The following is a 22,497-nucleotide window of genomic DNA, read 5'->3' on the forward strand; positions in this document are numbered from 1 at the left end:
CGGTGCCGTAGGGTTCGCCAGCATGGCAACACCATGCGGCCACAGCCGTATGCGGGCTGCGAAGCCTGATCATAAGCCAAGGGGAAGGGTGAGATATCGCAAATTGCGCCAAGGTGACTGGTTCGCAACCTGCGTTTGATGTGGGTCAATGCGGCAGCAGTTGGGCGTGATCCGCGATTGACGCCACCGCCGGAATCCGGCAGCGGCAGTCAACCTGAACCGAAGTCGCCGGCAGGGCCGGCTTCGGTCATCAGCCGGTGGTTTCTTCCTCGGGGCCTTCCTGCGGCGGCAGGCGCTGGGCCAGCACCTTGTCGATGCGCTTGCCGTCCATGTCGACGATCTCGAAGCGCCAGTCGCCCCATTGCACGCTGTCGGCAATCTGGGGCAGGCGGCCCAGCAGCAGGAGCAGCATGCCGGACAGGGTGTGGTAGCGCTCCTTTTCTTCCTCGGGCACCTGACGCAGGCCGATGCGGTCCTTCAGTTCCGGGATCGGGATCAGGCCGTCCAGCAGCCATGAGCCGTCGTCGCGCTGCACCGCCCATTCCTCGCCGGCGGCGTCGGCCTTGAATTCGCCGGTGATGGCTTCGATCAGGTCTTGCAGCGTGACCAGGCCCAGCACTTCGCCATACTCGTCGATGACAAAGGCCATCTGGCCGCCCGAGCCCCGGAAGTTCTCCAGCAGCTCCATGCCCGTCACGCTCTCCGGCACGAACACCGCTGGCTGTGCCGCGCCCTTCAGGTCGGCTTCCTCGCCGCGCAGGCGGCGCGCCAGCAGCTGGCGCGCGCTGACCACGCCGATGATGTCGTGCATGCCGCCGCGCACCACCGGAAAGCGCGAGTGGTCGGACTCCTCGATGCGGTGCAGGTTTTCATCCAGCGTCTCTTCCACGTCCAGGTAGACGACGTCTCCGCGCGGCACCATCAGCGATGCCAGTTGCCGGTCGTCCAGCCGGAACACGTTGCGCACCATGGTGTGCTCATGCTGCTCGATCACGCCGGCTTCAGAGCCCTCGACCAGCAGTGCGTGGATTTCTTCCTCGGTCACGCCGGGCCCGCGGTCGACCTTGGTGCCGAGCATCCGCAGCACCAGCCGCGTGGAGCTGGACAGCAGCTTGACGAAGGGGGTGGAGGCCACGGCCAGCCAGCCGATCGGCCGTGCCACCAGCCGCGCGATGGCCTCAGGCGCCATCTGGCCCAGGCGCTTGGGCACCAGTTCACCCAGCACGATGGAAAAGTAGGTCAGGCCTGCCACCACGATGGCGGTTGCCCCATAGCCGGCGGTGGTGGCCGAGATGCCGAAGCCCTGCAGCCAGAGGCCCAGCGGCTGCGCCAGCGTGGATTCGCCGACCACGCCGTTGAGCACACCGATCGACGTGATGCCGATCTGCACGGTGGACAGGAAGCGGGTTGGATCCTCGCCCAGCTTGATCGCCGCAATGGCGCCGCGGTCGCCGTTCTCGATCTGGCGTTGCAGGCGTGCCTTGCGGGCTGTGACCAGTGCGATCTCGGACATCGCAAACAGGCCATTCAGCAGGATCAGCGCCAGTAATATGGCAATTTCCATCAGGGTGCGCGCCCTTTGCGCGCCGGGTGTTCGAAAAGACCAAGCATACCATTCGCGCATGACGACCCGGTGCCGGGCAGGCTGGCGATGCCGGCGGCCGCTCCGGTCGCGCAGCGATAACCTGTGGAGATAGCTCGATGCCAAATATTCAATAGTTAGTTATCGTTGGCTGCGCCAAACTTCTGTCCGTGGCAGTACCCGCTGCCCCCTTACGAAAAGCCTGGATTCCACAGGCGAGCGAATCACAAGGAGACAGAATGGACAACCAATGGACAGCCGTGCTGGTGGAGAAATTCGGCCATAGCTTCAGCGCCTACGAACTGGCAGGCGGTGAGCGCCGCTTCAGCGTGCAGTTGCCGGACTATCCTCATGAGTTCGTGGTGGACCGCGAGCGCCTGCACGGCTACGTTGGCCACTATGGTGTGCAGACCTTCGCACATGCAGGCGACGGTGGCGCCGCGGTGATCGCCGTCGACCTGATGCGCGGCACGGTCGGGGCACGGCTGGATTGCTCGCCCTATTACCGCATCCATGGCCTGCAGATCGACCGGCAAGGGCGCGTCTATGCGCTGAGCGAGCGCGACAACATGCTGCTGGTGTTTGAGGCGCCGCTGGAGCGCCTGGTGCCGGACCGCGCCGTGCCGGCGGGCGGGGTGAAGAGCCATCTGTTCGTGTTGTCGGCCGATGGCGAGCGTGCCTACGTGACCAACCTGCTGTCGCATACGGTGACACTGGTGCACCCCTACGATGCCACCCGCGCACCGCGCGCGGCCAACGCCGGCAGGCGCCCCGAAGGCTGCTGCCTGAGTCGAGACGAATCGGCGCTCTACGTAGCCAGCCGCGACGATCACAGTCTCACCCGGCTGGACGCGCGCACGATGGAAGCGGTGCGCACAGTGCCGACCGGCGAGGACCCCACCCGCATCTACTGGTCGCCGGACGACCGCCTGTTCGTGCTCAACTACGGCGAGCGCAGCATCCGCATTTTCGACCCCGACACGCTCGCCGAGACCGGCCGGGTCGATACCGGCGCTAAGCCGATCGCGCTCGCATTCCATCCGGCAGACCCGAGCCGCGCCTATGTCGCGCTCAACGACCACACCGTCGGTCAGCTTGACCTGCCTGGCCTGACCCTGCGCCATGCCTTCGCCACCGGCAAGGAGCCGGACGGCCTTGCCATCCTGGCTTTGCCGCCGCGGTAGCAGGCGGGCGTTTCAACCGACCAGGCCGCGAAGGCAGCGCAGACGCCGGCGGCTGATAAACAGAAACAAATACGGAGACAGATTATGAAAGGCTTGGACCAGGCCGGCGCCGGCACGTCCGTCGCCATTGACGCGGCACCCATCACCGGTGCCGCCGGCATTCCCGCCCAGCGCTGGTGGCGCATCATCCCGCCGATCCTGATGGTCTGCATCGTCTCGTACATGGATCGCGTCAATATCGCCTTCGCGATGCCGGGTGGGATGAGCGACGCGCTCGGTATCGGCGCCAGCATGGCCGGCCTGGCCGGCGGCATTTTCTTTGTCGGCTATCTTTTCCTGCAGATTCCCGGCGGCAAGCTGGCCGTGCGCGGCAGCGGGCGCAACTTCATCGCCTGGTCGATGCTGGCCTGGGCCGTCATTTCCGTGCTGACTGGCCTGGTGCGCAACGAGGCCGAACTGCTGGTGCTGCGCTTTGCGCTGGGCGTGGCCGAGGGCGGCATGCTGCCGGTGGTGCTGACCATGGTGGGCAACTGGTTTCCTGACCACGAGCGCGGACGCGCCAACGCCCTGGTGATCCTGTTCGTGCCGATCGCCGGCATCATCACCGCGCCGCTGTCGGGCCTGGTGATCGCGGCGCTCGACTGGCGCTGGCTGTTTATCGTGGAAGGCATGATCTCGCTGGCCTGCCTCGGCGTGTGGTGGAAGCTGGCCTGTGACCGGCCGGAGCAGGCGCGCTGGATTTCCGCCGACGAGAAGGCCTATCTCCTGGCTCGCCTGCGCGAGGAAGAACAGCAAGCTGCCGCCGCTGGTGCGGACGTGGGGCAGGGCGCCGGCGGCACGCGGGCGGTGCTGGCGCACATCCTGTCGCAGGACGTGATCTGGCGCCTGATCGCCGTCAATTTTCTCTACCAGATGGGGATCTACGGCTACACGCTGTGGCTGCCCACTATCCTGAAGGGCCTGACCGGAGGCGGCATGGGGCAGGTCGGCATGCTGGCCGTGCTGCCCTATGTGGGCACCATGGCGGGCATCCTCGCGATCTCCGCGCTGTCGGACCGCACCGGCCGGCGCAAGGTCTTCGTGGTCTGGCCGCTGCTGGGTTTCGCTGCCTGCCTGGCCGGTTCCGTGTGGTGGCACGACAATACTTGGCTGTCCTACGGCCTGCTGGTCGGCAGCGGCTTCTTCCTGCAATCCGCCGCAGGGGTATTCTGGACCTTGCCGCCGCGGCTGCTGGCCGCCGAGCACGCGGGTGTGGCGCGTGGCGTGATCAACGCGCTCGGCAACCTGGGCGGATTCTGCGGCCCCTATGCGGCGGGCGTGCTGATCGAGCGCGTCGGCGCGGGCGCCGGCGTCTACCTGCTGGTCGCCGCGCTGGTGCTGGCCGGCGCCCTGGCCGCCACCCTGCCGGGGCGGTGCCGATGAACCAGAGAGCAAAAGACGCGCTGCCCCCGGGTCTGGCCATCGTCGACGCTCACCACCACCTGTGGCAACTTGGGCGCGGCTGCTATCCCTGGCTGCAGGACGCATACCGGCCGCAGACCTTCTTTCTCGGCGACTACGAGACTCTGCGCCGCGATTACCTGGAGGCGCAGTATGCGCATGACACCCGCGCCGTCACCGTACTGGCCACCGTCCACGTAGAGGCTGAACGCGACCGCCGCGAAGCCATCGACGAGACCGCGTGGCTGCATCGGCAAGCCTGGCGCCCCGGCATGGCTGCCGCGGTGGTGGCCTACGCGCCGTTCGGGACCCCCGCGTGCGCCGAACTGCTGGCGCGCCAGGCTGGCTTCGCGCGGGTCAGGGGGATTCGCTGCAAACCGCTGACGGCGGCGGCGCCGGGCGAGTCGGTGGCCGGGCGCCCCGGGTCGATGCAGGACCAGGACTGGCTGGATGACCTGGCGCGGCTGGAACGCCTTGGCCTGTCTTGGGACCTGCGGGTCCCGTTCTGGCACTTGCGCGAGGCGGCCCGGGTGGCGGCCGCCTTGCCGGGCGTGCCCATCGCGCTGAATCACGCGGGCCTGCCGCTGGATCGCTCGGAGGAGGGCCTGGCCTGCTGGCGCGCCGGCATGGAGGCTCTGGCCGCCTGCGCCAATGTGTCGGTCAAGCTGTCGGAATTCGGGCTGGCCGGCGGGCGCTGGGATGCGCAGGGCAACCGCCGCATCGTGCGCGAGGTGCTGGCGATATTCGGGCATGAGCGGGCGATGTTCGGCAGCAACCTGCCGGTCTCGGGCTTGAGCACGGACTTTGGCACAGTCCTCGGCATGGTGTGCGAGGCGTTGCCGGATCCTGTGGCCAGGCAGCGCGTGCTGGCTGGGAATGCGGCGAGTTTCTATCGGATCAGCGTGCCAAGGCCGCAGGCGGGAATGGGGAGTCCACCGGCCATCACAAGCATGCTATAAGTCCCAATCTTCGCCGAAACCCCGGCCACCATGCCAGACTTCCCCGCCGCCCTCTCCAGCGCTGCCACCCTGCGCAAACGCCTCCATATGCGACACCTGCGCCTGGCCCTGGCACTGGCAGAACATCGCTCGCTGCGCCGTGCCGCAGCGCAGATGGCGCTGTCCCAGCCGGCAGTCACCAAGGCCCTGCACGAGCTCGAGAGCGTGGTCGGCACGTTGCTGTTCACGCGCCATGCGCGCGGCATTGAGCCGACGGTATTCGGCGAGGCGCTGATCCGCTATGCGCGCGTGGTGCTGGCCGACCTGGATGCCCTGCATGATGAATTTGCCGCCATCGCCGCGGGCGAGGTGGGCAAGGTGCGGCTCGGCTCGATCCTGGCCCCGGTGCCTTCGGTGCTGTCCGGCGTCATCAACGCGCTCAAGGCGCGCTATCCGCATTTGCATATCGTGATGCAGGTCGATACCAGCGACGTGCTGGTGCAGGCCCTGCGGCAGGATGCGCTTGACGTGGTGATCGGACGCATTCCCGAAGGTACGATGGCCGACGATCTCGACTTTGAGCCGCTGTTCGAGGAGTCGCTGGCCATCGTGGCGCGTGCCGGCCATCCGCAGGCAGGCAAACGCAGCGTCAAGCTGGCTTCCCTGGCTGGCTATCCCTGGATCATCCCGCCTGCGGCCGTGGCGATGTGGCAGATCATCGACCAGACCTTCCGCGACAACCGCGTGCCGCTGCCGGACGACATTATCGAGACCTCGTCGATCATGGGCACGCTGCCTCTGCTGGCCGAGAGCGACCGCATTGCTGTCGTGCCGGGTGCCATCGCGGACTACTTCGGCTCGCTGGGCGCGCTGGCAGTCCTGCCGGTGCCGATGCGAGGGCAGTTGGTGCCCTATGGGATCGTGGTGCGCCGGCGCCGTGCCGCCACGCCGGCCATGCGGCTGCTGATCGACGCGGTGCGCGCGGCGCGGCCCGGCGGGGCGCAGGCGCTGTTTGAATCGCTGCCATTACCCGACAGGTAATCGTCATCCCTCGTCCTCCATGCTGTAATGCAGCCATGGAAACGCTGACCCCCGCCTCCGAAGCCACCCTCGACTTCCCCGGCCTGCTGCGCTACTGGCGCGGCAAGCGCGGCTACAGCCAGTTGGCGTTGTCGCTGGCCGCCGGGGTGTCGCAGCGGCATATTTCCTTCCTTGAATCCGGGCGCGCCCGCCCCAGCCGCGAAATGGTGCTGGCGCTGGCCGAGCGCCTGGGCGTGCCGCTGCGCCAGCGCAACCGGCTGCTGCTGGCCAGCGGCTTTGCCCCGGCCTACAGCGAGCACGCGCTGGCCTCGCCGCCGCTGCAGATGGTGCAGCAGGCGATCGCTCTGATCCTGGCCAAGCAGGAGCCGTACCCGGCCGTGGTGCTGGACCGTTTCTGGAACCTGGTGGATGCCAATGCGGCCTACTGCGGCATGCTCGACACGCTGCTGGGCGGTCGTCCGCCGGCGTCGCTGGCCGAGGACACGCGCCGGATCAACCTGATGCTGACGGTGTTCGATCCCGATGGCCTGTGGCCGGTCATCGAAAACGCGCGTCAGGTCGGCCGTTACCTGTTGCGGCGCGTCTGGCAGGAGCTGCAGGTGCAAGCGCACGACCAGACCGCGCGCGCGATCTTCGGGCGCATTGCCGACTGGCATCCGGACATGGTGGGGCCGGGCGGCGTGCTGCTGCCCGAGGACGACGGCACCGATGGGCCGCCGTCGCCGCTGCTGCCGGTGGTGCTGCATGCCGGCGCGTTCCGGGCGTCGCTGTTCTCGACGCTGACCACGCTCGGCATTCCGCAGGACATCACGCTGCAGGAACTGCGCATCGAATGCTTCTTTCCGGCCGACGACGCCACGCGCCTTCTGTTTGAAACGCGGGGCGGGCTACGGCATCCTGCCGTCAGAAGTGGTACCGCAGGTAGATGACGTGGAAGGTGGTGCCAGGATTGGGCTCCTTGATGCCGGCATTGGACAGGTGCTGGTAGCGGTAGCCCGCGGTAAAGTTCCGGTTCTTGCCGACCGTCATGCCGAACCCGGCGTATTCCGAAAACTGGAACGCGGTGGAAATGACGTGGTCATCCGAGGTATGCGTGCTGGTCAGCAGCCGCGGGCCGACCGACAACTCCACGAACGGCACCCAGGTGTGCCGCCACCATGCAACCCGCACCACCGGCGAGGCGCCGAACTCCCACAGATTGTTCGGGTTGTTGTCGCTGGTGCTGCGCCAGTGCGCAACGTTGACCTCCCATTGCAGGTCCACCTGCCAGCCCTGCGGGTTGCCCCAGGCAAAGCCCGAATCCCACAGCATGGCGATTTCCGCCTTCTGCACGTGGTGGGAATCGTCGAAGCCGTAGCCGAGCTGCACAGCGGGTGCTGCGAGCGCTGACGCACACAGACACCAGGGCAGGGCAAGCAGTCCGGCGATCGCTGCGCGATGCGGCCAGCGGCGCTGGTGGGTGGGTGATGTCGGGGGTAAAGAGAAACTACTCGCACGGCTGTCTTGTCTGGCTTCTTGTTCTGGTCGGCGCATTGGGAGCACGTTGAAAAGATGCTGCGTTGTTGTCAGGCAAGGCTTGGGGCGGCCGCCGCTGGTGGCACCACATGCGCTGCCTCCTCCCCATATTTGTAGTACACGGCACGACACATTGCAGCAACCGCATGTGTGGCCGACGCCGCGCAGCAACGCCGACAAAGTAACAATACCAATCGTGCTAACATTCGCGGTCCGGTGCCGGCCGCATGGCCGCATCGGTTTCGTTACGTCTTCAGGGCGGGGTGAAAGTCCCCACCGGCGGTATGCCGCGGCGCGCAGTGCGTGTCCGGCGAGCCCGCGAGCGCTCGCATTCCCGTGCGAGGTCAGCAGACCTGGTGAGAGGCCAGGGCCGACGGTCATAGTCCGGATGAAAGAAGATGGGCGGAGCTTCCCCGCGTGGCCTGGCGCCTTGCCCGGCCATGCGGTTCGCTGTTGTCCTGCGCACGAACAGCCGCGCGCAGGGCGCGGTTGTTCGTGCGTGCGCCTGCGGCGCGGCGCGCGGACGCTGCGGCTCCGTTGATCCTTCCCCTGGAACGCCCATTGATGCTGAACCAGGAGCGTTTCATGTCTAGCCTTTCCACCGAAGCTGTTGCACCCGAGGTGTCCGCGGATCTTGCCGCCGATACCGCGGTTGATTCCGATGCCCGTTCCCTGGCCGTGCGCATCGCGCAGGCGCTGGACGCCATGCGCGCAGGCCGTCCGGTCGTGCTGCTCGACGACGACGACCGCGAGAACGAGGCCGACCTGATCCTGGCCGCCGAGCGCCTGACCCAGGCCAATATGGCCATGATGATCCGCGAATGCAGCGGCATCGTCTGCCTGTGCCTGCCCACGGACAAGGTGCGCAGCCTCGGCTTGCGGCCGATGGTCGAGCACAACCGCAGCCAGTACGGCACGGCCTTCACCGTGTCGATCGAGGCCCGCGAGGGCGTCAGCACCGGCGTCAGCGCCGCCGACCGCATCACCACCATCCGCGCGGCCATTGCCGAAGATGCGGGCGTCGACGCGGTGGTCAGCCCCGGCCATGTGTTTCCGCTGGTGGCGCGCGACGGCGGCGTGCTGGAGCGCCGCGGCCATACCGAGGGCTCGGTCGACCTGGCCCGCTTGGCCGGGCTGTCGCCGGCCGCGGTGCTGTGCGAGCTGATGAACCCGGACGGCACCATGGCGCGCCGCCCGGAAGCGCTGGCCTTTGCCGAGATGTACCAGTTGCCGGTGCTGACCATCGAGGACCTGGTCGCCTGGCGGCGCCTGCACGGCTGAAACAGCCTTGCCTGCATGCATTGCGGCGTTCAAACCTGCCGGAATGCATGCATCCTGTGCGACAATGCGGATCGATTTTTCCCGTCTATTCGAGGGCGATTCCATGATGTTCCGCATTTTTGGGCACGCAGCCGCGCTGGCTGGCTGCGTGTTCGGACTGGCCGTGCCGCAGGCGCATGCCGATGACGGCGCCGCGCTGGCCCCGTCCACCCCTTCTGCCTCCGCCTCCCGCCCGGCCGCTGCCGCCGGCCTGTACGAGTGCCAGGTTGCCGGCGCCGGCACGGTGTTCCGCTCAACGCCCAAGGAAGGCTGCCGCCTGGCGGCCGCCTCCGAATCCGGCGCTCCCGATCCGCAGCGCTGGCTTCCCCTGATGGGCGCCAATGGCGTGATCTCTTATTTCGACCAGTCCGCGGTGCGCCGCCAGGGTACCGAAGTCGGCGTGGTGGTGATGCGCAATTCGCCGGCCGGCGTGATCCGCACCACCAGCGGCGACCCGATCCGCTCGTCGCTCAGGCGCATGGTGCTGAACTGCGCCACGTCGATGTTCGCCGTGGTCGAGCAGACGCTTTACAGCAAGCGCTTTGCGCGCGGCGACTCGCTCTATACCATCCGCGCCCCGCAGTACGGCACCTTCCAGGTCGCCGGCCCCGGCACGATCGCCGGGGAACTGCTGCGCAAGCTGTGCCGGTGAACTGAGCGCCATAGGGCGCTCCATCGTGCCATCTCAGGGTTTGTCCCGGTCAACGGTGAACGAACCCTCCTCGTTGATGCTGATGACGGGACGCGAGCCAATGGCGTCCGTCGTGGCAGGCACTGCTGCCACCCCTACCAGCAGGCAAACGAGGAGATGGAAATGAAGAAATGGATCGTCATGCTGTCGATGGCAATGTTCGGCGCGGGCGCGATGGCGCAGGCGCCGGCAACTCCGGCCACGCCCGCCACCCCGGCCGCGCCGGCGGCAGCGTCGACTGACAAGGCCGCGCCGGCCAAGGCTGACAGCAGCAAGGCCAAGGCCAAGAAGACCAGCGCCAAGAAAAAGAATAGCCACGCCAAAGCCCCGATGACCAACAAAGGCGCCTGAGCGCGCCGCCGATGGCGGCGGGCGCACGGCTCCCCGGCAAGCGGGGACGCAGGCTGCGCCCGTGACGGCCATGCCGCCAAGCAACGAAAGGCTGGCCGCGCCGGCAGGGCGCGGCACTGCCGTGCACAGGGCAGCCTTGTGGCACGCATCGCGTGCCTTCCGGGGGGAAAGGGCAAGGGCTGTCCGGCGGATCGAAACAGGAGGCTTCGGCCTCCTTTTTTTTGTCCGCCGCCGGGGTAGCCGCTGCGCCGGCTTTGCGTGCGCGCCAGCGCACGTTATGCTTGCGGGCAACGTGCCGGACCTGGCGTGTAGCCATCGCGCCGGCGCAAGCCAACTTGACCGGAGTGTATTTATGGCAGTGCTAGCAGCCTGGCGGCGGTGGCAGGGGTTGGCGGCATGGTGGATGGCAGGACTGGGTTGGCTGGCATGCGCGCTGTGGGCGCCCGGCAGCCTGGCTGCGCCGGCGTCCGTGCCCACAGCCGCGCAGGCATCGATAGCGGTGCGCAGCGGCAACGCTGGCTGAACTGCGGTTGATGGACCGCCCCATCGCCACGCTGCGGGCCGAGATCGCGGGCGCCACGCCCGCCATGCGGGCCGCGCGTGCCCAGCAGATGTTCGGCGACCTGGCCGAACGCGACCTGGTACTGCCACTGGTACAGGTCAGCGGCACCGTCGACGGCGCGCCGATGATCGCCTTCCGGCTCGGGGACCAGTTGCTGTTTGCTCTCACCGCGCAAGACCTTTCCCCCGAAGACAGCCTGACCCTTGAGGCCGCCGCCGCGCTGAGCCTGCTTGGACTGGCCGTGCTGGCGGCGCTGACATAGGGCGTGGCGCGTGCCGGCGTGGGCCTGCGCGCGCGCCTGCAGCTGGCATTGGAGCGGCACCTGGCGCAGCGGGTCAGCGGGCAGTTCGACTGGACCGGCGCGCTTTACCAGCTGGTCGCCCGCATCGTGCAGATCCTGACGATCGGCCTGGTGCTGGTGCTGGTCTTTATCTGGCTGGAATTCGCCCTCGATCAGTTTCCGCTGACGCAGCCGATGGGCGACCGCATGGGCGCCTTCATCATCGGCCTGCTGTCGCAGATCGCGCTGTCGATGGTGTCGTCGGTGCCGGGCCTGGTCACGGTGGCGGTGATCCTGCTGATCACGCGCGCGGTGCAGCGGCTGGTATCAAACATCTTCAAGGCGGTGCAGAAGGGCCAGATCTCGGTGCCCGGCCTGCATCCGGAGACGGCAGGAGCCACGCGGCGGCTGGCGGCGGCGGTGATCTGGGCGCTGGGCTTCACCTTTGCCTACCCGTATATCCCCGGCTCGGAAAGCGATGTGTTCAAGGGGCTGTCGGTGCTGCTCGGCTTCATGGTGACGCTGGGGTCGGCCAATGTGGTCAACCAGCTGATGAGCGGCATGGTGGTGGTGTATTCGCGCGCGCTGCGCCGTGGCGACATGGTGTGCATCGGCGATACGGTGGGCACCGTGGCCTCGCTTGATGCGCTGTCGGTCAAGGTGATCAACCTGCGCAACGAAGAGGTGACGCTACCCAATGCGGTGGTGGTCGGCAGCGCCATCCACAACTACACGCGTCACGGCAGCGTGCGCGACCCCGCCGCGCAGGAGAGCTGGCAGGCCGCGCTGGTTTCCACCTCGGTCACGATTGGCTACGACACGCCGTGGCGGCAGGTCCATGCGATGCTGCTGGCCGCCGCCGCTGAGGCGGCGCATATCGCGCCGTCGCCCACGCCGTTCGTGCTGCAGCGGGGGCTGTCGGATTTCTACGTCGAATATGAGCTGTTTGCCGCGCTGGATCATCCGCGCAACCGCTTCTACGCGCTGTCGGCCCTGCACGCCGCGACCCAGGACCAGTTCAACACCCACGGCGTCCAGATCATTGATGGCGCAGCCGGACAACACGGTCTACGTCCCGGAGCCGAAGTGGTACGAGCGTCCGGGTTCGCCGCAGGTCGATCCTGCGGCGCGGCCGCATCGCGCGCCGTCGAACGCGGCGTGAGCGCCGCCGGCAAGGCTCAGCGCCGCTTATTCACTCACCTGGCGCGACTTCCATTGCCCGTTGGGCTGCTTGCAGAACCATCCGTTCCAGTGTTCTTCGGCACTGCCGCGCTTGAGGTCCGACTTCAGGCGCCGGCACGACTGGCCCTTGTCGGTCTTGCTTTCGACCGGTGTGATGGTGCCGTCGATCTGCTGGCGGCGCCCGGCCGCCGGGAAGGTCCATTCGACGGCGTGGCCATCGGCCGTATCGTTCAGCGCCTTGCGCACTGACTTGGCCAGCGACGCGCCTTCCTTGTCGTTGAGCGTGCCGATGATGGTGCCGGTCAGGTAGTTGTCGAAGTACGCCTGCGCCGGTGCGGCGGCTGCAAGCAGCAGGGCGGCACCGAGTGCGCCGGCGATGGCGGTACGCAGGGCAGGGCGGGCGATAGCGTCGGTTTGCCGAGGGAGCATGTCGATTCCTTGTAGCGTCTTGGTGGCGTTTGGTTGGCATTGTAAGCGCAATGCGGGTCCGCAGCGCGCGCGGTGCGGTTGACACCTGCGTGGCCCTGACCTAGCGTTGATTGTTGCCCCCGCGCGCTGCGTTGGCCGGCAGCGGTGCACGCTGTGCCCTATGCATGGCAGGCGCCTTTCCTGCGAGAGGAGATCCCCATGAAGCTGCGCTACCTCACCATCGGTCTGGCCGCCGCCTGCGCCTTCGGCACGCTGCACGCCCAGACCACGGGCAAGACCGACAAATTCAACCCGTACACCGACGGCGCCAAACAAGACAAGTTCAATCCCTACACCGACGGCGCCAAGCAGGACAAATTCAGCCCATACTCGGATGGCGCAAAAAGCGATAACGTGAACTCGCTGAACCCGGGCGCTCGCCCCGACCAGATGGAGCCGATCCAGGGCGGCGCACAGAAGTCTTTTGACTCCTACAGCCAGGGCGGCATGAACAGCGGCAAGTTCGATCCGTATTCCGAAGGCGCCAAAAGTGACAAGTTCGATCCGTACAGCGAAGGGGCAAAAAAGTAACCGTGTATTAAAGGGGCCGGGCGCCGCCTGGCCCGGATCTCTGGCAGGCGAGCGCAGCCGGCAGGTGCCGTTCCCGGCGACGCTCGCGGCGGTGTGACCCCGGCGCCCGGAAACCGTTGCCCGGAGCGGCTTTCGGGCAACCTGGCCAACATTTTGTTTCAAACCTTGCGTGATCGAAACGTGACTTTTGCGTCTCGAATTGCTATGGTTTATTGCGCATCGCAACAAACCGGACACAGTGCTCCGCGGGACGTCCGCCCCGGGCTGTTCTTCCCCGTTTCCGGGCCTCGCCACTCAGCGCCGGGCCCATCTCTTGCTGTGTCCTCCTTCGTTCTGACCGCCGATGCCGGTCACGCCGATTCAACCGCTCACCCTGGCATACATGTCACAGATCGCCACGCCACGATTTTCCGAACCGTTTACCTTGCCCGCCGCCGGGCCTGGTGCCCGTCGCCGCGGGGCGCGGGCCGGCGTGCGGATTGCGGCCTGGCTCGGGGGCGGGGCGCTGGCGCTGTGTGCGATGGCGGCCCATGCGTTCGACTTCGATACGGTCGCGGCGCGCGCGCGCCAGCTGGCAGCCTCGCCCTACAAGGCGCCGCCGCAGAACTTGCCGCGCGAGCTGCGCGAGCTCTCCTACGAGCGCTACCGCGAGATCGAATACAAGTCCGAGCGTTTTGCCTGGCGCGGCACGCGTTCGCCATTCGAGCTGTCGTTCTTCCACGAGGGCATGGTGTTCGACCAGCCCGTGCATATCCATGAAGTGGTGGGCAACAGCGTGCGCGAATTCCGCTTCGACCCTTCCGCGTTCAACTACGGCCCGCACAAGGTCGATGCCGCCAAGCTCAAGGGACTGGGCTATGCAGGCTTTCGCATCCTGTATCCGCTGAACCAGGGCAAGCGCAAGGATGAGCTGGCGTCGTTCCTCGGCGCGAGCTACTTCCGTGCGCTCGGCAAGGACCAGTGGTACGGGCTGTCGGCACGCGGCCTGGCGGTGGACACTGCGCTCAACTCGGGCGAGGAATTCCCGCGCTTTGTCGAATACTGGATCGAGCGCCCGGGCCCCAATGCCAAGGACATCACGATCTACGCGCTGATGGATTCGCGCCGCATGAGCGGCGCATACCGCTTCACAATCAAGCCCGGCGCGGAGACCGCGATGGAGGTCAAGTCGCGCCTCTACCTGCGCGAGAACGTGACCAAGCTGGGCCTGGCGCCGCTGACCAGCATGTTCCTGTACGGCGAGAACCAGCCGTCGGCCACGCAGGATTTCCGACCCGAGGTGCATGACTCGGACGGCCTGTCGATCCAGCTGGGCACCGGCGAATGGGTCTGGCGTCCGTTGGTCAATCCCAAGCGCCTGCTGGTGACTTCGTTCGCGGCGACCAATCCGCAGGGCTTCGGGCTGATGCAGCGCGACCGCAGCTTTGACAGCTACCAGGAGATCGGCGCCTGGTATGAGCGCAGGCCCAGTGGCTGGGTGCAGCCGCGCGGCAACTGGGGCTCGGGCCGGGTAGAACTGGTGCAGATCCCGACGCCGGACGAGACCAATGACAACATCGTCGCGTACTGGGTGCCTGACAACCCGCCCAAGCCGAGGCAACCCTTCGACTATGAGTACCGGCTGCTGTGGCAGAAGGACGGCGAACAACTGCCGCCGCTGTCGTGGGTGACCCAGACCCGCCTGGGCCAGGGCCAGACCCGCAACAAGGAGGACACGAGTTTTTCGCTGGTGGTGGACTTCGAAGGCCCGGCCTTCCGCAGGCTGCCCGCGGACGTGCGCATCGACCCGGTGGTTTCGGCCGATGCCAACGGTGAACTGCTGAAAACGTCGGTGCAACGCAATGATGCGACCGGCGGCTGGCGCATGACCATGGTGATGCGCCGCAAGGATGAAACCAAGCCGGTAGAGTTGCGCGGCTATCTTCGCAACGGCAATACAACCCTATCCGAGACGTGGAGCTACATCTTACCCCCAGGCTAAAGCAGCGACCGGCCCAGGCGGCGGCGTGCGAGCGCTATGTCGACCGTCTGCCCGTATCGCCTGAAATGCGCAGCGAACTGCTGGCGGACGGCCCGGGCATGGCCGCCGCGCCGGTTGCGCCGGTCCCACCGGTCATGCCGGTGACTTCGGTTGCCCCGGTGATCCCCGTCACCGTCGACGGCCGCGACGCGCAGGAAGCGATCACGCGCCTGCAGTCGCGCCTGGCCGCCAAGGACACGCCGCCGGCGCAAGGCAGCAGCGCCTATGCCTCGGTGGGCCGGCGCTTCACCATCGCATACGGCAATCCGCAGGTTGACGGCGCGCCGCTGCTGCAGCGGCGCGAAGACGGCACCGTGAAGGTCGACACCGGCCCCGAGCCCGAGCGCAGCTCGATGGTGCCGCGCCAGTGGCCGCCGCATATCGTCACCGGCTGGCTGCGCAATACCTGGCGCCGCATGCTGGGCCGCCCGCCCGTGCCCGAGACCTGGGACACGCTGCATGACGGCCCCGACGCCGAAGGCAAATGGCACCCGGCCGGCTCGCACCGCCGCTGGTTCCTGCTGGGCCTGGTCGTGATGCAGACCGTGCTGGCCACGTACTTCATGACCAATGTGCTGCCGTACCACGGCACGGATCCGCTTGAAATCGCCATCCTGGTGCTGTTCGCCATCCTGTTCTCATGGGTGTCGGCCGGCTTCTGGACTGCGATGATGGGCTTCCTGGTGCTGGCCAAGGGCGGCGACCGTCATCTGATCTCGCGTTCGGCCGCGCCCGACGGGCCGATAGCGCCCGAGGCGCGCACCGCGATCATCATGCCGATCTGCAATGAGGACGTGACGCGCGTGTTCGCGGGGTTGCGCGCCACCTATGAATCGCTCGCGCGCACCAGTCACCTGTCCAACTTCGATTTCATCGTGCTGTCGGACAGCGGCAACCCTGACCTGCGCACCGCCGAGCATGACGCGTGGATGGAATTGTGCCGCGCGGTCGGCGGCTTCGGCCGCATCTTCTACCGCTGGCGCCGCCATCGCGTGAAGCGCAAGACTGGCAACGTGGCCGACTTCTGCCGCCGCTGGGGCAGCAAGTACCGCTACATGGTGGTGCTCGATGCCGACAGCGTGATGAGCGGCGACTGCCTGGCGACGCTGGTGCGGCTGATGGAAGCCAACCCCGGCGCGGGCATCATCCAGTCCGCACCCCTGGCAGTGGGCCGCGAGACCCTCTACGCCCGCGTGCAGCAGTTCGCCACGCGCGTGTACGGGCCGCTGTTCACGGCCGGCCTGCATTACTGGCAGCTGGGTGAATCGCACTACTGGGGCCATAACGCCATCATCCGCGTGCATCCGTTCATCGAGCACTGCGCGCTGGCGCCGCTGCCCGGCCGCGGGCCGCTGTCGGGCGAAATCCTGTCGCACGACTTCGTCGAAGCCGCGCTGATGCGCCGTGCCGGCTGGGGCGTGTGGATCGCTTACGACCTGGAAGGCTCGTATGAGGAGCTGCCGCCCAACCTGCTGGACGAGGTCAAGCGCGACCGCCGCTGGTGCCAGGGCAACCTGATGAACTTCAGGCTGTGGCTCAAGCAGGGCTTCCACGTGGTGCACCGCGCGGTGTTCCTGACCGGCATCATGGCCTACCTGTCCGCGCCGCTGTGGCTGCTGTTCCTGCTGCTGTCCACGGCGATGCTGGCCAAGCACGCGCTGGTGCCGCCGGAGTACTTCACGCAGCAGTACCAGCTGTTTCCGACCTGGCCCGAATGGCATCCGGAGAAAGCGCTGGCCTTGTTCTCCGCCACGGCCACGCTGCTGTTCCTGCCCAAGCTGGCCAGCGTGGTACTGCTGATGAAGCAGGCGCGGCGATATGGCGGGGCGGTGCAGCTGATTGCCAGCATGCTGATCGAGGTGCTGCTGTCCGCGCTGCTGGCGCCCACGCGCATGCTGTTCCACACCAAGTTCGTGATCGCTGCATACAGCGGCTGGGGCATCTCCTGGAAGTCGCCCCCGCGCGAAGACGCCGAGACCACCTGGGGCGAAGCCTTCCGCCGCCACGGCTGGCATACGGCGCTGGGGCTGGCCTGGGGCGGGCTGGTGTACTGGCTGAACCCCTCGTACGTGCTGTGGCTGCTTCCGATCGTCGGTTCGCTGGCGCTGTCGATCCCGCTGTCGGTGATGCTGTCGCGCGTGTCGCTGGGCCGTGCCTCGCGCAACGCGGGTTTGTTCATGATCCCCGAGGAGACGCTGGTGCCGCGCGAGATCGTCGAGACGCAGCAGCATGTCGAAAACGCAGCCGAAACACCAGACTTTGTCGATGCCGTGGTGGACCCGGTCACCAATGCGCTGATGTGCGCCACCGCCACGCCACGCGTGGTCCAGCCGGAGTCGGCGCGCAGGCGCCACGAGTCGCTGGTCCAGCATGCGCTCACGAATGGCCCGCGCGCGCTCACGCCGGCGCAGAAGCATGTCTTGCTGGGCAATCCGTTCGCGCTGGCGCGCCTGCATGAACTGGTGTGGGGCTCGCCGCTGGCCGATGCCGGCTGGAAGGACACGCGCATCCTGGTGCGGCGCGCCGCCAACGTGCTGCCGTTGCGCCCGCGTGCTGCCTGACCGCTCCTGAGCGAAGCTGCTCGCAATGAACGACGGCCCGCAGATGCGGGCCGTCGTTCATTGTGCTGCCGGCTTGTGGGCTCGCTTCAGATGCAATCGATTCTTGTTTGTGTTGCCTGGTGTCTTAACGCAGTGCCGCGGTGCAGATAGGCGCATTGATATAGACGTCGCCGATGCGGCGCTCGCCGCGATCCTTGCGGGTCATGTAGCGGAACATCAGGCTGACGCCAAGCTTGGTCAGGATCTCGACGTCGCGGTTCGCGCAGATATTGCGCTGCAGCGGCGCGGCGTAGTTGACCTCGAAGCTGGCCAGGTCCAGCATCGGCCCGCGGTAGTTGGTGAGTTCCAGCTGGAACAGCACGTGTTTGCCCGGAATCGACTGGCAGCGGCGCAGGCGCGTCTCGCCGTCGATTTCGATCGGCAGGGCGTCGTTGAGCTGGCGGCAGGCGCGCGCCAGCACGTTGTCGGGGCGCGTGGTGTTGCGCAGCAGTTCGGGCACGCCGGCGGCGCCGGTGTTCTGGCCGGTGGCGGCGCCCTTGAGCATGCGCGACAACGGGTCGGCTTCGTCGATCACGGGGGCGGGCGCCGAGGCGGCGGCGTTGCGCAACTGCGCCGACGCGGCCCTGGTCGTCAGGGGCAGCGGTAACAGCAGCGCGGCCGCGAGTGCGGCCAGGCCAAGCGAAGCGGGAAGCGGCGTGTGTCGTATTCTCATGCAGGCTAACGTTGCCGGGACTGGTACTGTCGTCCCTCTCTGCGAGGCCGACGGCGAGTCTTACGCCGACAGGCTGGCATTGTACCCTCCACCTTGCCGCGCATGAAAGTCGCGCCCCAGGCAAGGACCCACGCAATGCTGTTTTGTTGATGCCATGACCGCAATGCCCTGACATCACTAATCACCAATAGTGCCAAGCTTGCCAGCCTCATCGAACCCGACTTTGGCATGGCAATCTGCCCGGCAGATTTTCTGAACGACTGTTTCAAAACGCTGAACGCCGGTGCCGCGCTGTCTTGGTTATCGTGTGCAACAATTGCGCCTTTTCAGGGGGTTGCTCGTGCGGACTAGCCGCGCATGGCAACGCCATTGCCCCGGATACTGTCCCCCATGCCTCATTCCCCGAGCGCTGCCTCGCCGGCGCGTTTTCCTGCCTGGCTGCTGATCTGCGGTTCGTTGATGGCGATCGCGCCGCTGTCGATCGACATGTACCTGCCGAGCTTTCCGGCGCTGGCGGGCGATCTCGGTGTCGACATCGGCCAGATCCAGTTGACCCTTGGCACGTTCCTGGTAGGGCTGGCGATCGGGCAGGCTTTCTATGGCCCGTTCAGCGACCGCTTCGGACGCAAGCCGCCGCTCTACGTCGGGCTGTGCCTGTATGTGTTGGCCGCCATCGGTTGCGCGCTGGCACGGAATGTGGAGTCGCTGATGCTATGGCGCTTCCTGCAGGCGCTGGGCGGCTGCGCCGGCATGGTGATGGCGCGCGCGGTGATCCGCGACCGGCTGGAGGCGCATGAATCGGCGCGCGCGTTTTCGTCGCTGATGCTGGTGATGGGGGTCGCGCCGATCCTGGCCCCGATCATCGGCGGCGCTGTTCTGACCGTGTCGGGATGGCGCGCGATCTTCTGGCTGCTGGCGGTGGCCGGGCTGCTGATCCTGCTGCTGGTCCATCTGCGCATGGAAGAATCACTGGACCGGCGCCATGCGGCGCCGCTGCGGCTCGGCACCGTGGCGAGGAGCTACGCCGAACTGCTGCGCGATCGGGAATTCCTGGGCTATTCGCTGTCTGCGGGTTTCGGCTCGGCGGGCATGTTCGCGTATATCTCCGGCTCGCCGTTCGTGCTGATCGAACTGCATGGCATTGCGCCGTCGCACTACGGCTTTGTGTTCGGCGCCAACGCGCTGGGGCTGATCACGATGTCGCAGCTCAATGCCAGGCTGGTACGTGGGCGCTCGCTCGATCATGTGCTGGGCGGCGCGCTGCTGGCGGCTTTTGCCGCGGGCCTGGCGCTGGCGGTTGCAGCGCTGGCGGGCGTGGCGGTGTTGCCGGTGCTGCTGGCGGGCTTCTTCGTCTTTATCGGCGCGCTCGGCTGCGTATCGCCGAATGCGTCGGCACTGTCGCTCGCCCATCAGGGCCATCGCGCCGGCACGGCCTCGGCGCTGATGGGCACGCTGCAGTTTTCGCTCGGCACGCTGGGCGGCGCTGCAGTCAGCGTGTGGCGCGACGGCACCGCGCTGCCGCTGGGCGTGGTGATGGCGGCCTGCGGCGCCGGCGCGGTGCTGATGCGCTACTACGGGCGCTCAGGCTCCCGCTGATACCTCCTGCAAGCCGTCGTCAGGCGGCTTGTTGCGCAGCGGCGGCCTGTTGCGCGGCGGCCTGTTGCACCACCACCATCTGCGCCGGCATCGGTGCGGCATAGCCGGCCTGGCCGAAGCACTCGCGGATGACTCGGTTGGTTTCGAAATAGACCTGCCAGTAGTGGTCGTTGTGGCAGTGCGGACGCACCGCCAGCACCGGGCCGACCAGCGTGAACTCCAGGATCTCGACGTCGACCGCGGGTTCAGCCAGCACGTTGGGGATCTCCGCGATACGGGCCTTCAGCAACGCTGCCGCATCGGCCGCGTCGGTGCTGCCGGCAAGCTGCGCCTTGAGTTCCACGCGCCGGTACGGGTTGGCCGTGAAGTTCTGGATGGTGTCGCTGAAGATCTTGTTGTTGCCGACCACGGTCTGGACATTGTCCGGCGTGTCGAGCGAGGTTGCGAACAGGCCGATCTCGCGCACCGTGCCGGTCACGCCGCCGATCGTTACGAAGTCGCCCACCTTGAAGGGCCGCAGCACCACCAGGAAGGCGCCGGCGGCGAAGTTCGCCATCAGTCCCGACCAGGCCAGGCCGATGGCCACGCCCGCGGCGGCGATCAGCGCGGCAAAAGTGGTGGTCTGGATGCCAAAGAAACCGAGGATGCCGATCACCAGCACCACGTTCAGCGTCACGGTAACGATCGACCCGACATAGCGCAGCAGCGTGGGATCGACCTTCTGCTTGCCGAGCGCGTTCTGCACCATGCGCACAACAAAGTGGATCAGCCATCGGCCGACGACCCAGAAGGCAAGGGCCGCCAGGATCTTCACTCCGAATTCGGTCGCGTAGGCGACAACCAGGGTCTTGAGGTTGTCGAAGGTAGAGGCATCCATCGGCGTATTCCTTTCGTGATGGTGTAACCGGCCAGCCGCCGACCCAACATCCCCCCGAACCAGCCGGCTGCTGCGTGAGAGCCCTGCGCGCTGTTGCGGCGCAATACATGGCACGGCAATTATTGAGACGCCGTGCCGGAAGCGCAAGCAAATAATTGTTAAGACAAGCTGCGTTGCGCAGCTTGTCTGTTGAGATCAGATAGCGCTGACGGGTATTACCAGTTGGTTTCCCGCTCGGGGGTTGCGGAGATCCGGTGCAGCGTCAGGTCGGCGCCGTTGAATTCGCCCTCGGCATCGAGCCGGATGCCAACCAGCTTTTTCAGGGTGCCGTAAACCAGCGTGCCGCCGACCAGAGCCACCACGATGCCGAGCACGGTACCGAGTGCCTGCGCGCCCAGCGACACGCCGCCCAGTCCGCCCAGCGCCTTCGCGCCGAAGATACCCGCGGCCATGCCGCCCCAGGCACCGCAGAGTCCATGCAGCGGCCAGACCCCGAGCACGTCATCGATATGCCATTTGTTCTGCGCCAGCGTGAACATATAGACGAAGAGGACGCCCGCCACCGCGCCGGTGACCAGCGCGCCGAGCGGGTGCATCAGGTCCGAACCCGCGCATACCGCCACCAGCCCGGCCAGGGGGCCGTTGTAGGCAAAGCCTGGGTCATTGCGCCCGGCCGCCCAGGCCGCCAGCGTGCCGCCGACCATGGCCATCAGGGAATTGATCGCCACCAGGCCGCTGATCTTGTCGACCGTCTGCGCGCTCATCACGTTGAAGCCGAACCAGCCCACCGCCAGCACCCAGGCGCCCAGCGCCAGGAAGGGAATGTTCGACGGCGGATGGGCGCTGATGCGGCCATCCTTCTGGTAGCGCCCGCGCCGCGCACCCAGCAGCAGCACCGCGGGCAGCGCGATCCAGCCGCCCAGCGCATGGACCACCACCGAGCCGGCAAAATCATGAAAGGGCGCGCCGGCCACGTGCGTGATCCAGTCCTGCACGCCGTAGCGCTGGTTCCAGGCAATGCCTTCGAAGAACGGGTAAACAAAACCCACCAGTACGAACGTAGCGACCAGTTGCGGATTGAAGCGCGAACGCTCGGCAATACCGCCCGAGATAATCGCCGGAATGGCCGCGGCAAATGTCGCCAGGAAAAAGAACTTGACCAGCTCGTAACCGTTCTTCTGGACCAGTGTTTCCGCGCCGGAAAAGAATTGCACCCCGTACGCAATGGTGTAGCCGATAAAGAAATAGGCGATGGTGGAAACCGCAAAATCCACCAGGATCTTTACCAGCGCATTGACCTGGTTCTTCTTGCGCACCGTCCCGAGCTCCAGGAATGCAAAGCCGGCGTGCATGGCCAGCACCATGATGGCGCCAAGGAGGATAAACAAGGCGTCGGTGCCGGTCTTCCAGTTGTCCATAGTGACCTTATGCTCAAAATGGGCGCATGGGTATGCAAAAAGCGTTCCAGAGAGGGCTGCATCGTGGTGCCGATTGCACCGTGCCAGTTAAAAACCGCACCGGAATGCCGCACTCAGGCTGCTTGCTGGGGCGGAGTCCGGCTGGTCTTGTGTCCTTGCCGGACTGCGGATGCGCCAGAATGGAGCCTTCCGATCCGCCCGCGCTGACCCATTGTGGTGCGTTGCCCC

19 protein-coding genes, 1 pseudogene and 1 riboswitch are annotated in these 22,497 nt (G+C 66.7%); of the genes and pseudogenes, 14 read left to right on the forward strand and 6 right to left on the reverse strand.

The features are described 5' to 3' along the window. Positions 1-250 precede the first annotated feature (250 nt). A complete protein-coding gene (locus DN412_RS09745) occupies positions 251-1,564 on the reverse strand; it encodes a hemolysin family protein (RefSeq protein ID WP_078200005.1) in 1,314 nt (437 codons plus the stop codon). A gap of 257 nt (positions 1,565-1,821) precedes the next feature. Between DN412_RS09745 and DN412_RS09750 the strand changes: the two genes are divergently transcribed. The 5 genes from DN412_RS09750 to DN412_RS09770 all read left to right on the forward strand — a co-directional run bounded on the left by DN412_RS09750 (position 1,822) and on the right by DN412_RS09770 (position 7,114). Next, positions 1,822-2,766 carry a YncE family protein gene (locus tag DN412_RS09750; protein WP_115014372.1) on the forward strand — a complete coding sequence of 315 codons (945 nt, stop codon included), beginning with the start codon at positions 1,822-1,824 and terminating at the stop codon, positions 2,764-2,766. A gap of 84 nt (positions 2,767-2,850) precedes the next feature. After that, positions 2,851-4,188 carry an MFS transporter gene (locus tag DN412_RS09755; protein WP_244222605.1) on the forward strand — a complete coding sequence of 446 codons (1,338 nt, stop codon included), beginning with the start codon at positions 2,851-2,853 and terminating at the stop codon, positions 4,186-4,188. Then, entirely contained in the window at positions 4,185-5,165 is a 981-nt protein-coding gene (locus DN412_RS09760; protein ID WP_115014375.1) for an amidohydrolase family protein, read from the forward strand. The genes DN412_RS09755 and DN412_RS09760 overlap by 4 nt, the downstream gene beginning before the upstream one ends. Positions 5,166-5,195: 30 nt before the next feature. Next, the gene (locus DN412_RS09765) at positions 5,196-6,185 is read left to right on the forward strand and encodes a LysR family transcriptional regulator (RefSeq protein WP_115014378.1); all 990 of its coding nucleotides are present in this window, start codon (positions 5,196-5,198) and stop codon (positions 6,183-6,185) included. Positions 6,186-6,220: 35 nt separating this feature from the next. Then, entirely contained in the window at positions 6,221-7,114 is an 894-nt protein-coding gene (locus DN412_RS09770; protein WP_115014380.1) for a helix-turn-helix domain-containing protein, read from the forward strand. Here DN412_RS09770 and DN412_RS09775 read toward each other — a convergent pair. After that, positions 7,089-7,553 carry an acyloxyacyl hydrolase gene (locus tag DN412_RS09775; RefSeq protein ID WP_244222606.1) on the reverse strand — a complete coding sequence of 155 codons (465 nt, stop codon included), beginning with the start codon at positions 7,551-7,553 and terminating at the stop codon, positions 7,089-7,091. The two genes, DN412_RS09770 and DN412_RS09775, sit on opposite strands and share 26 nt — an antisense overlap. Positions 7,554-7,945: 392 nt before the next feature. Continuing rightward, positions 7,946-8,104, forward strand: a riboswitch (FMN riboswitch). A 181-nt stretch (positions 8,105-8,285) separates the two neighbouring features. Here DN412_RS09775 and ribB point away from each other — a divergent pair. From ribB to DN412_RS45640, 5 genes and pseudogenes are all read left to right on the forward strand, one after another. Beyond that, positions 8,286-8,981 (forward strand): 3,4-dihydroxy-2-butanone-4-phosphate synthase, encoded by a 696-nt coding sequence (ribB, locus tag DN412_RS09780; RefSeq protein WP_145970221.1) that lies wholly within the window; start codon positions 8,286-8,288, stop codon positions 8,979-8,981. A gap of 103 nt (positions 8,982-9,084) precedes the next feature. Next, positions 9,085-9,672, forward strand: coding sequence for a surface-adhesin E family protein (locus DN412_RS09785; RefSeq protein WP_115014500.1), 588 nt, complete (start codon positions 9,085-9,087; stop codon positions 9,670-9,672). A 162-nt stretch (positions 9,673-9,834) separates the two neighbouring features. Next, positions 9,835-10,062 (forward strand): hypothetical protein, encoded by a 228-nt coding sequence (locus tag DN412_RS09790; protein ID WP_115014387.1) that lies wholly within the window; start codon positions 9,835-9,837, stop codon positions 10,060-10,062. Between the two features lie 533 nt (positions 10,063-10,595). Continuing rightward, the gene (locus tag DN412_RS44450) at positions 10,596-10,886 is read left to right on the forward strand and encodes a hypothetical protein (protein ID WP_244222607.1); all 291 of its coding nucleotides are present in this window, start codon (positions 10,596-10,598) and stop codon (positions 10,884-10,886) included. A gap of 579 nt (positions 10,887-11,465) precedes the next feature. Continuing rightward, positions 11,466-11,885: pseudogene (locus DN412_RS45640) on the forward strand (mechanosensitive ion channel domain-containing protein); the annotation flags it as partial. Positions 11,886-12,092: 207 nt separating this feature from the next. Here DN412_RS45640 and DN412_RS09800 read toward each other — a convergent pair. Next, positions 12,093-12,515, reverse strand: a complete 423-nt coding sequence (locus DN412_RS09800) for an RT0821/Lpp0805 family surface protein (protein ID WP_115014390.1) — start codon at positions 12,513-12,515, stop codon at positions 12,093-12,095. Between the two features lie 198 nt (positions 12,516-12,713). Here DN412_RS09800 and DN412_RS09805 point away from each other — a divergent pair, with 198 nt between their 5' ends. The 3 genes from DN412_RS09805 to mdoH all read left to right on the forward strand — a co-directional run bounded on the left by DN412_RS09805 (position 12,714) and on the right by mdoH (position 17,666). Then, positions 12,714-13,085, forward strand: coding sequence for a hypothetical protein (locus DN412_RS09805; protein WP_078200011.1), 372 nt, complete (start codon positions 12,714-12,716; stop codon positions 13,083-13,085). A gap of 382 nt (positions 13,086-13,467) precedes the next feature. Further along, the gene (locus tag DN412_RS09810; protein ID WP_115014503.1) at positions 13,468-15,066 is read left to right on the forward strand and encodes a glucan biosynthesis protein G; all 1,599 of its coding nucleotides are present in this window, start codon (positions 13,468-13,470) and stop codon (positions 15,064-15,066) included. Continuing rightward, entirely contained in the window at positions 15,039-17,666 is a 2,628-nt protein-coding gene (mdoH, locus tag DN412_RS09815; RefSeq protein WP_115014392.1) for a glucans biosynthesis glucosyltransferase MdoH, read from the forward strand. The genes DN412_RS09810 and mdoH overlap by 28 nt, the downstream gene beginning before the upstream one ends. Positions 17,667-17,790: 124 nt before the next feature. Here mdoH and DN412_RS09820 read toward each other — a convergent pair whose 3' ends face one another. Continuing rightward, a complete protein-coding gene (locus DN412_RS09820; RefSeq protein ID WP_115014394.1) occupies positions 17,791-18,378 on the reverse strand; it encodes a hypothetical protein in 588 nt (195 codons plus the stop codon). Positions 18,379-18,768: 390 nt separating this feature from the next. Between DN412_RS09820 and DN412_RS09825 the strand changes: the two genes are divergently transcribed. After that, the gene (locus DN412_RS09825) at positions 18,769-19,974 is read left to right on the forward strand and encodes a Bcr/CflA family multidrug efflux MFS transporter (RefSeq protein WP_078200014.1); all 1,206 of its coding nucleotides are present in this window, start codon (positions 18,769-18,771) and stop codon (positions 19,972-19,974) included. Between the two features lie 19 nt (positions 19,975-19,993). On the opposite strand, the gene DN412_RS09830 is transcribed toward DN412_RS09825, so the two are convergent. Further along, positions 19,994-20,851, reverse strand: a complete 858-nt coding sequence (locus DN412_RS09830) for a mechanosensitive ion channel family protein (RefSeq protein WP_115014395.1) — start codon at positions 20,849-20,851, stop codon at positions 19,994-19,996. 215 nt (positions 20,852-21,066) lie between these two features. Beyond that, positions 21,067-22,269 carry an ammonium transporter gene (locus DN412_RS09835; protein ID WP_078200016.1) on the reverse strand — a complete coding sequence of 401 codons (1,203 nt, stop codon included), beginning with the start codon at positions 22,267-22,269 and terminating at the stop codon, positions 21,067-21,069. Positions 22,270-22,497 lie beyond the last annotated feature (228 nt).

Origin of the sequence: Cupriavidus lacunae (assembly GCF_003353055.1) — a bacterium.
Lineage (GTDB): Bacteria > Pseudomonadota > Gammaproteobacteria > Burkholderiales > Burkholderiaceae > Cupriavidus > Cupriavidus lacunae.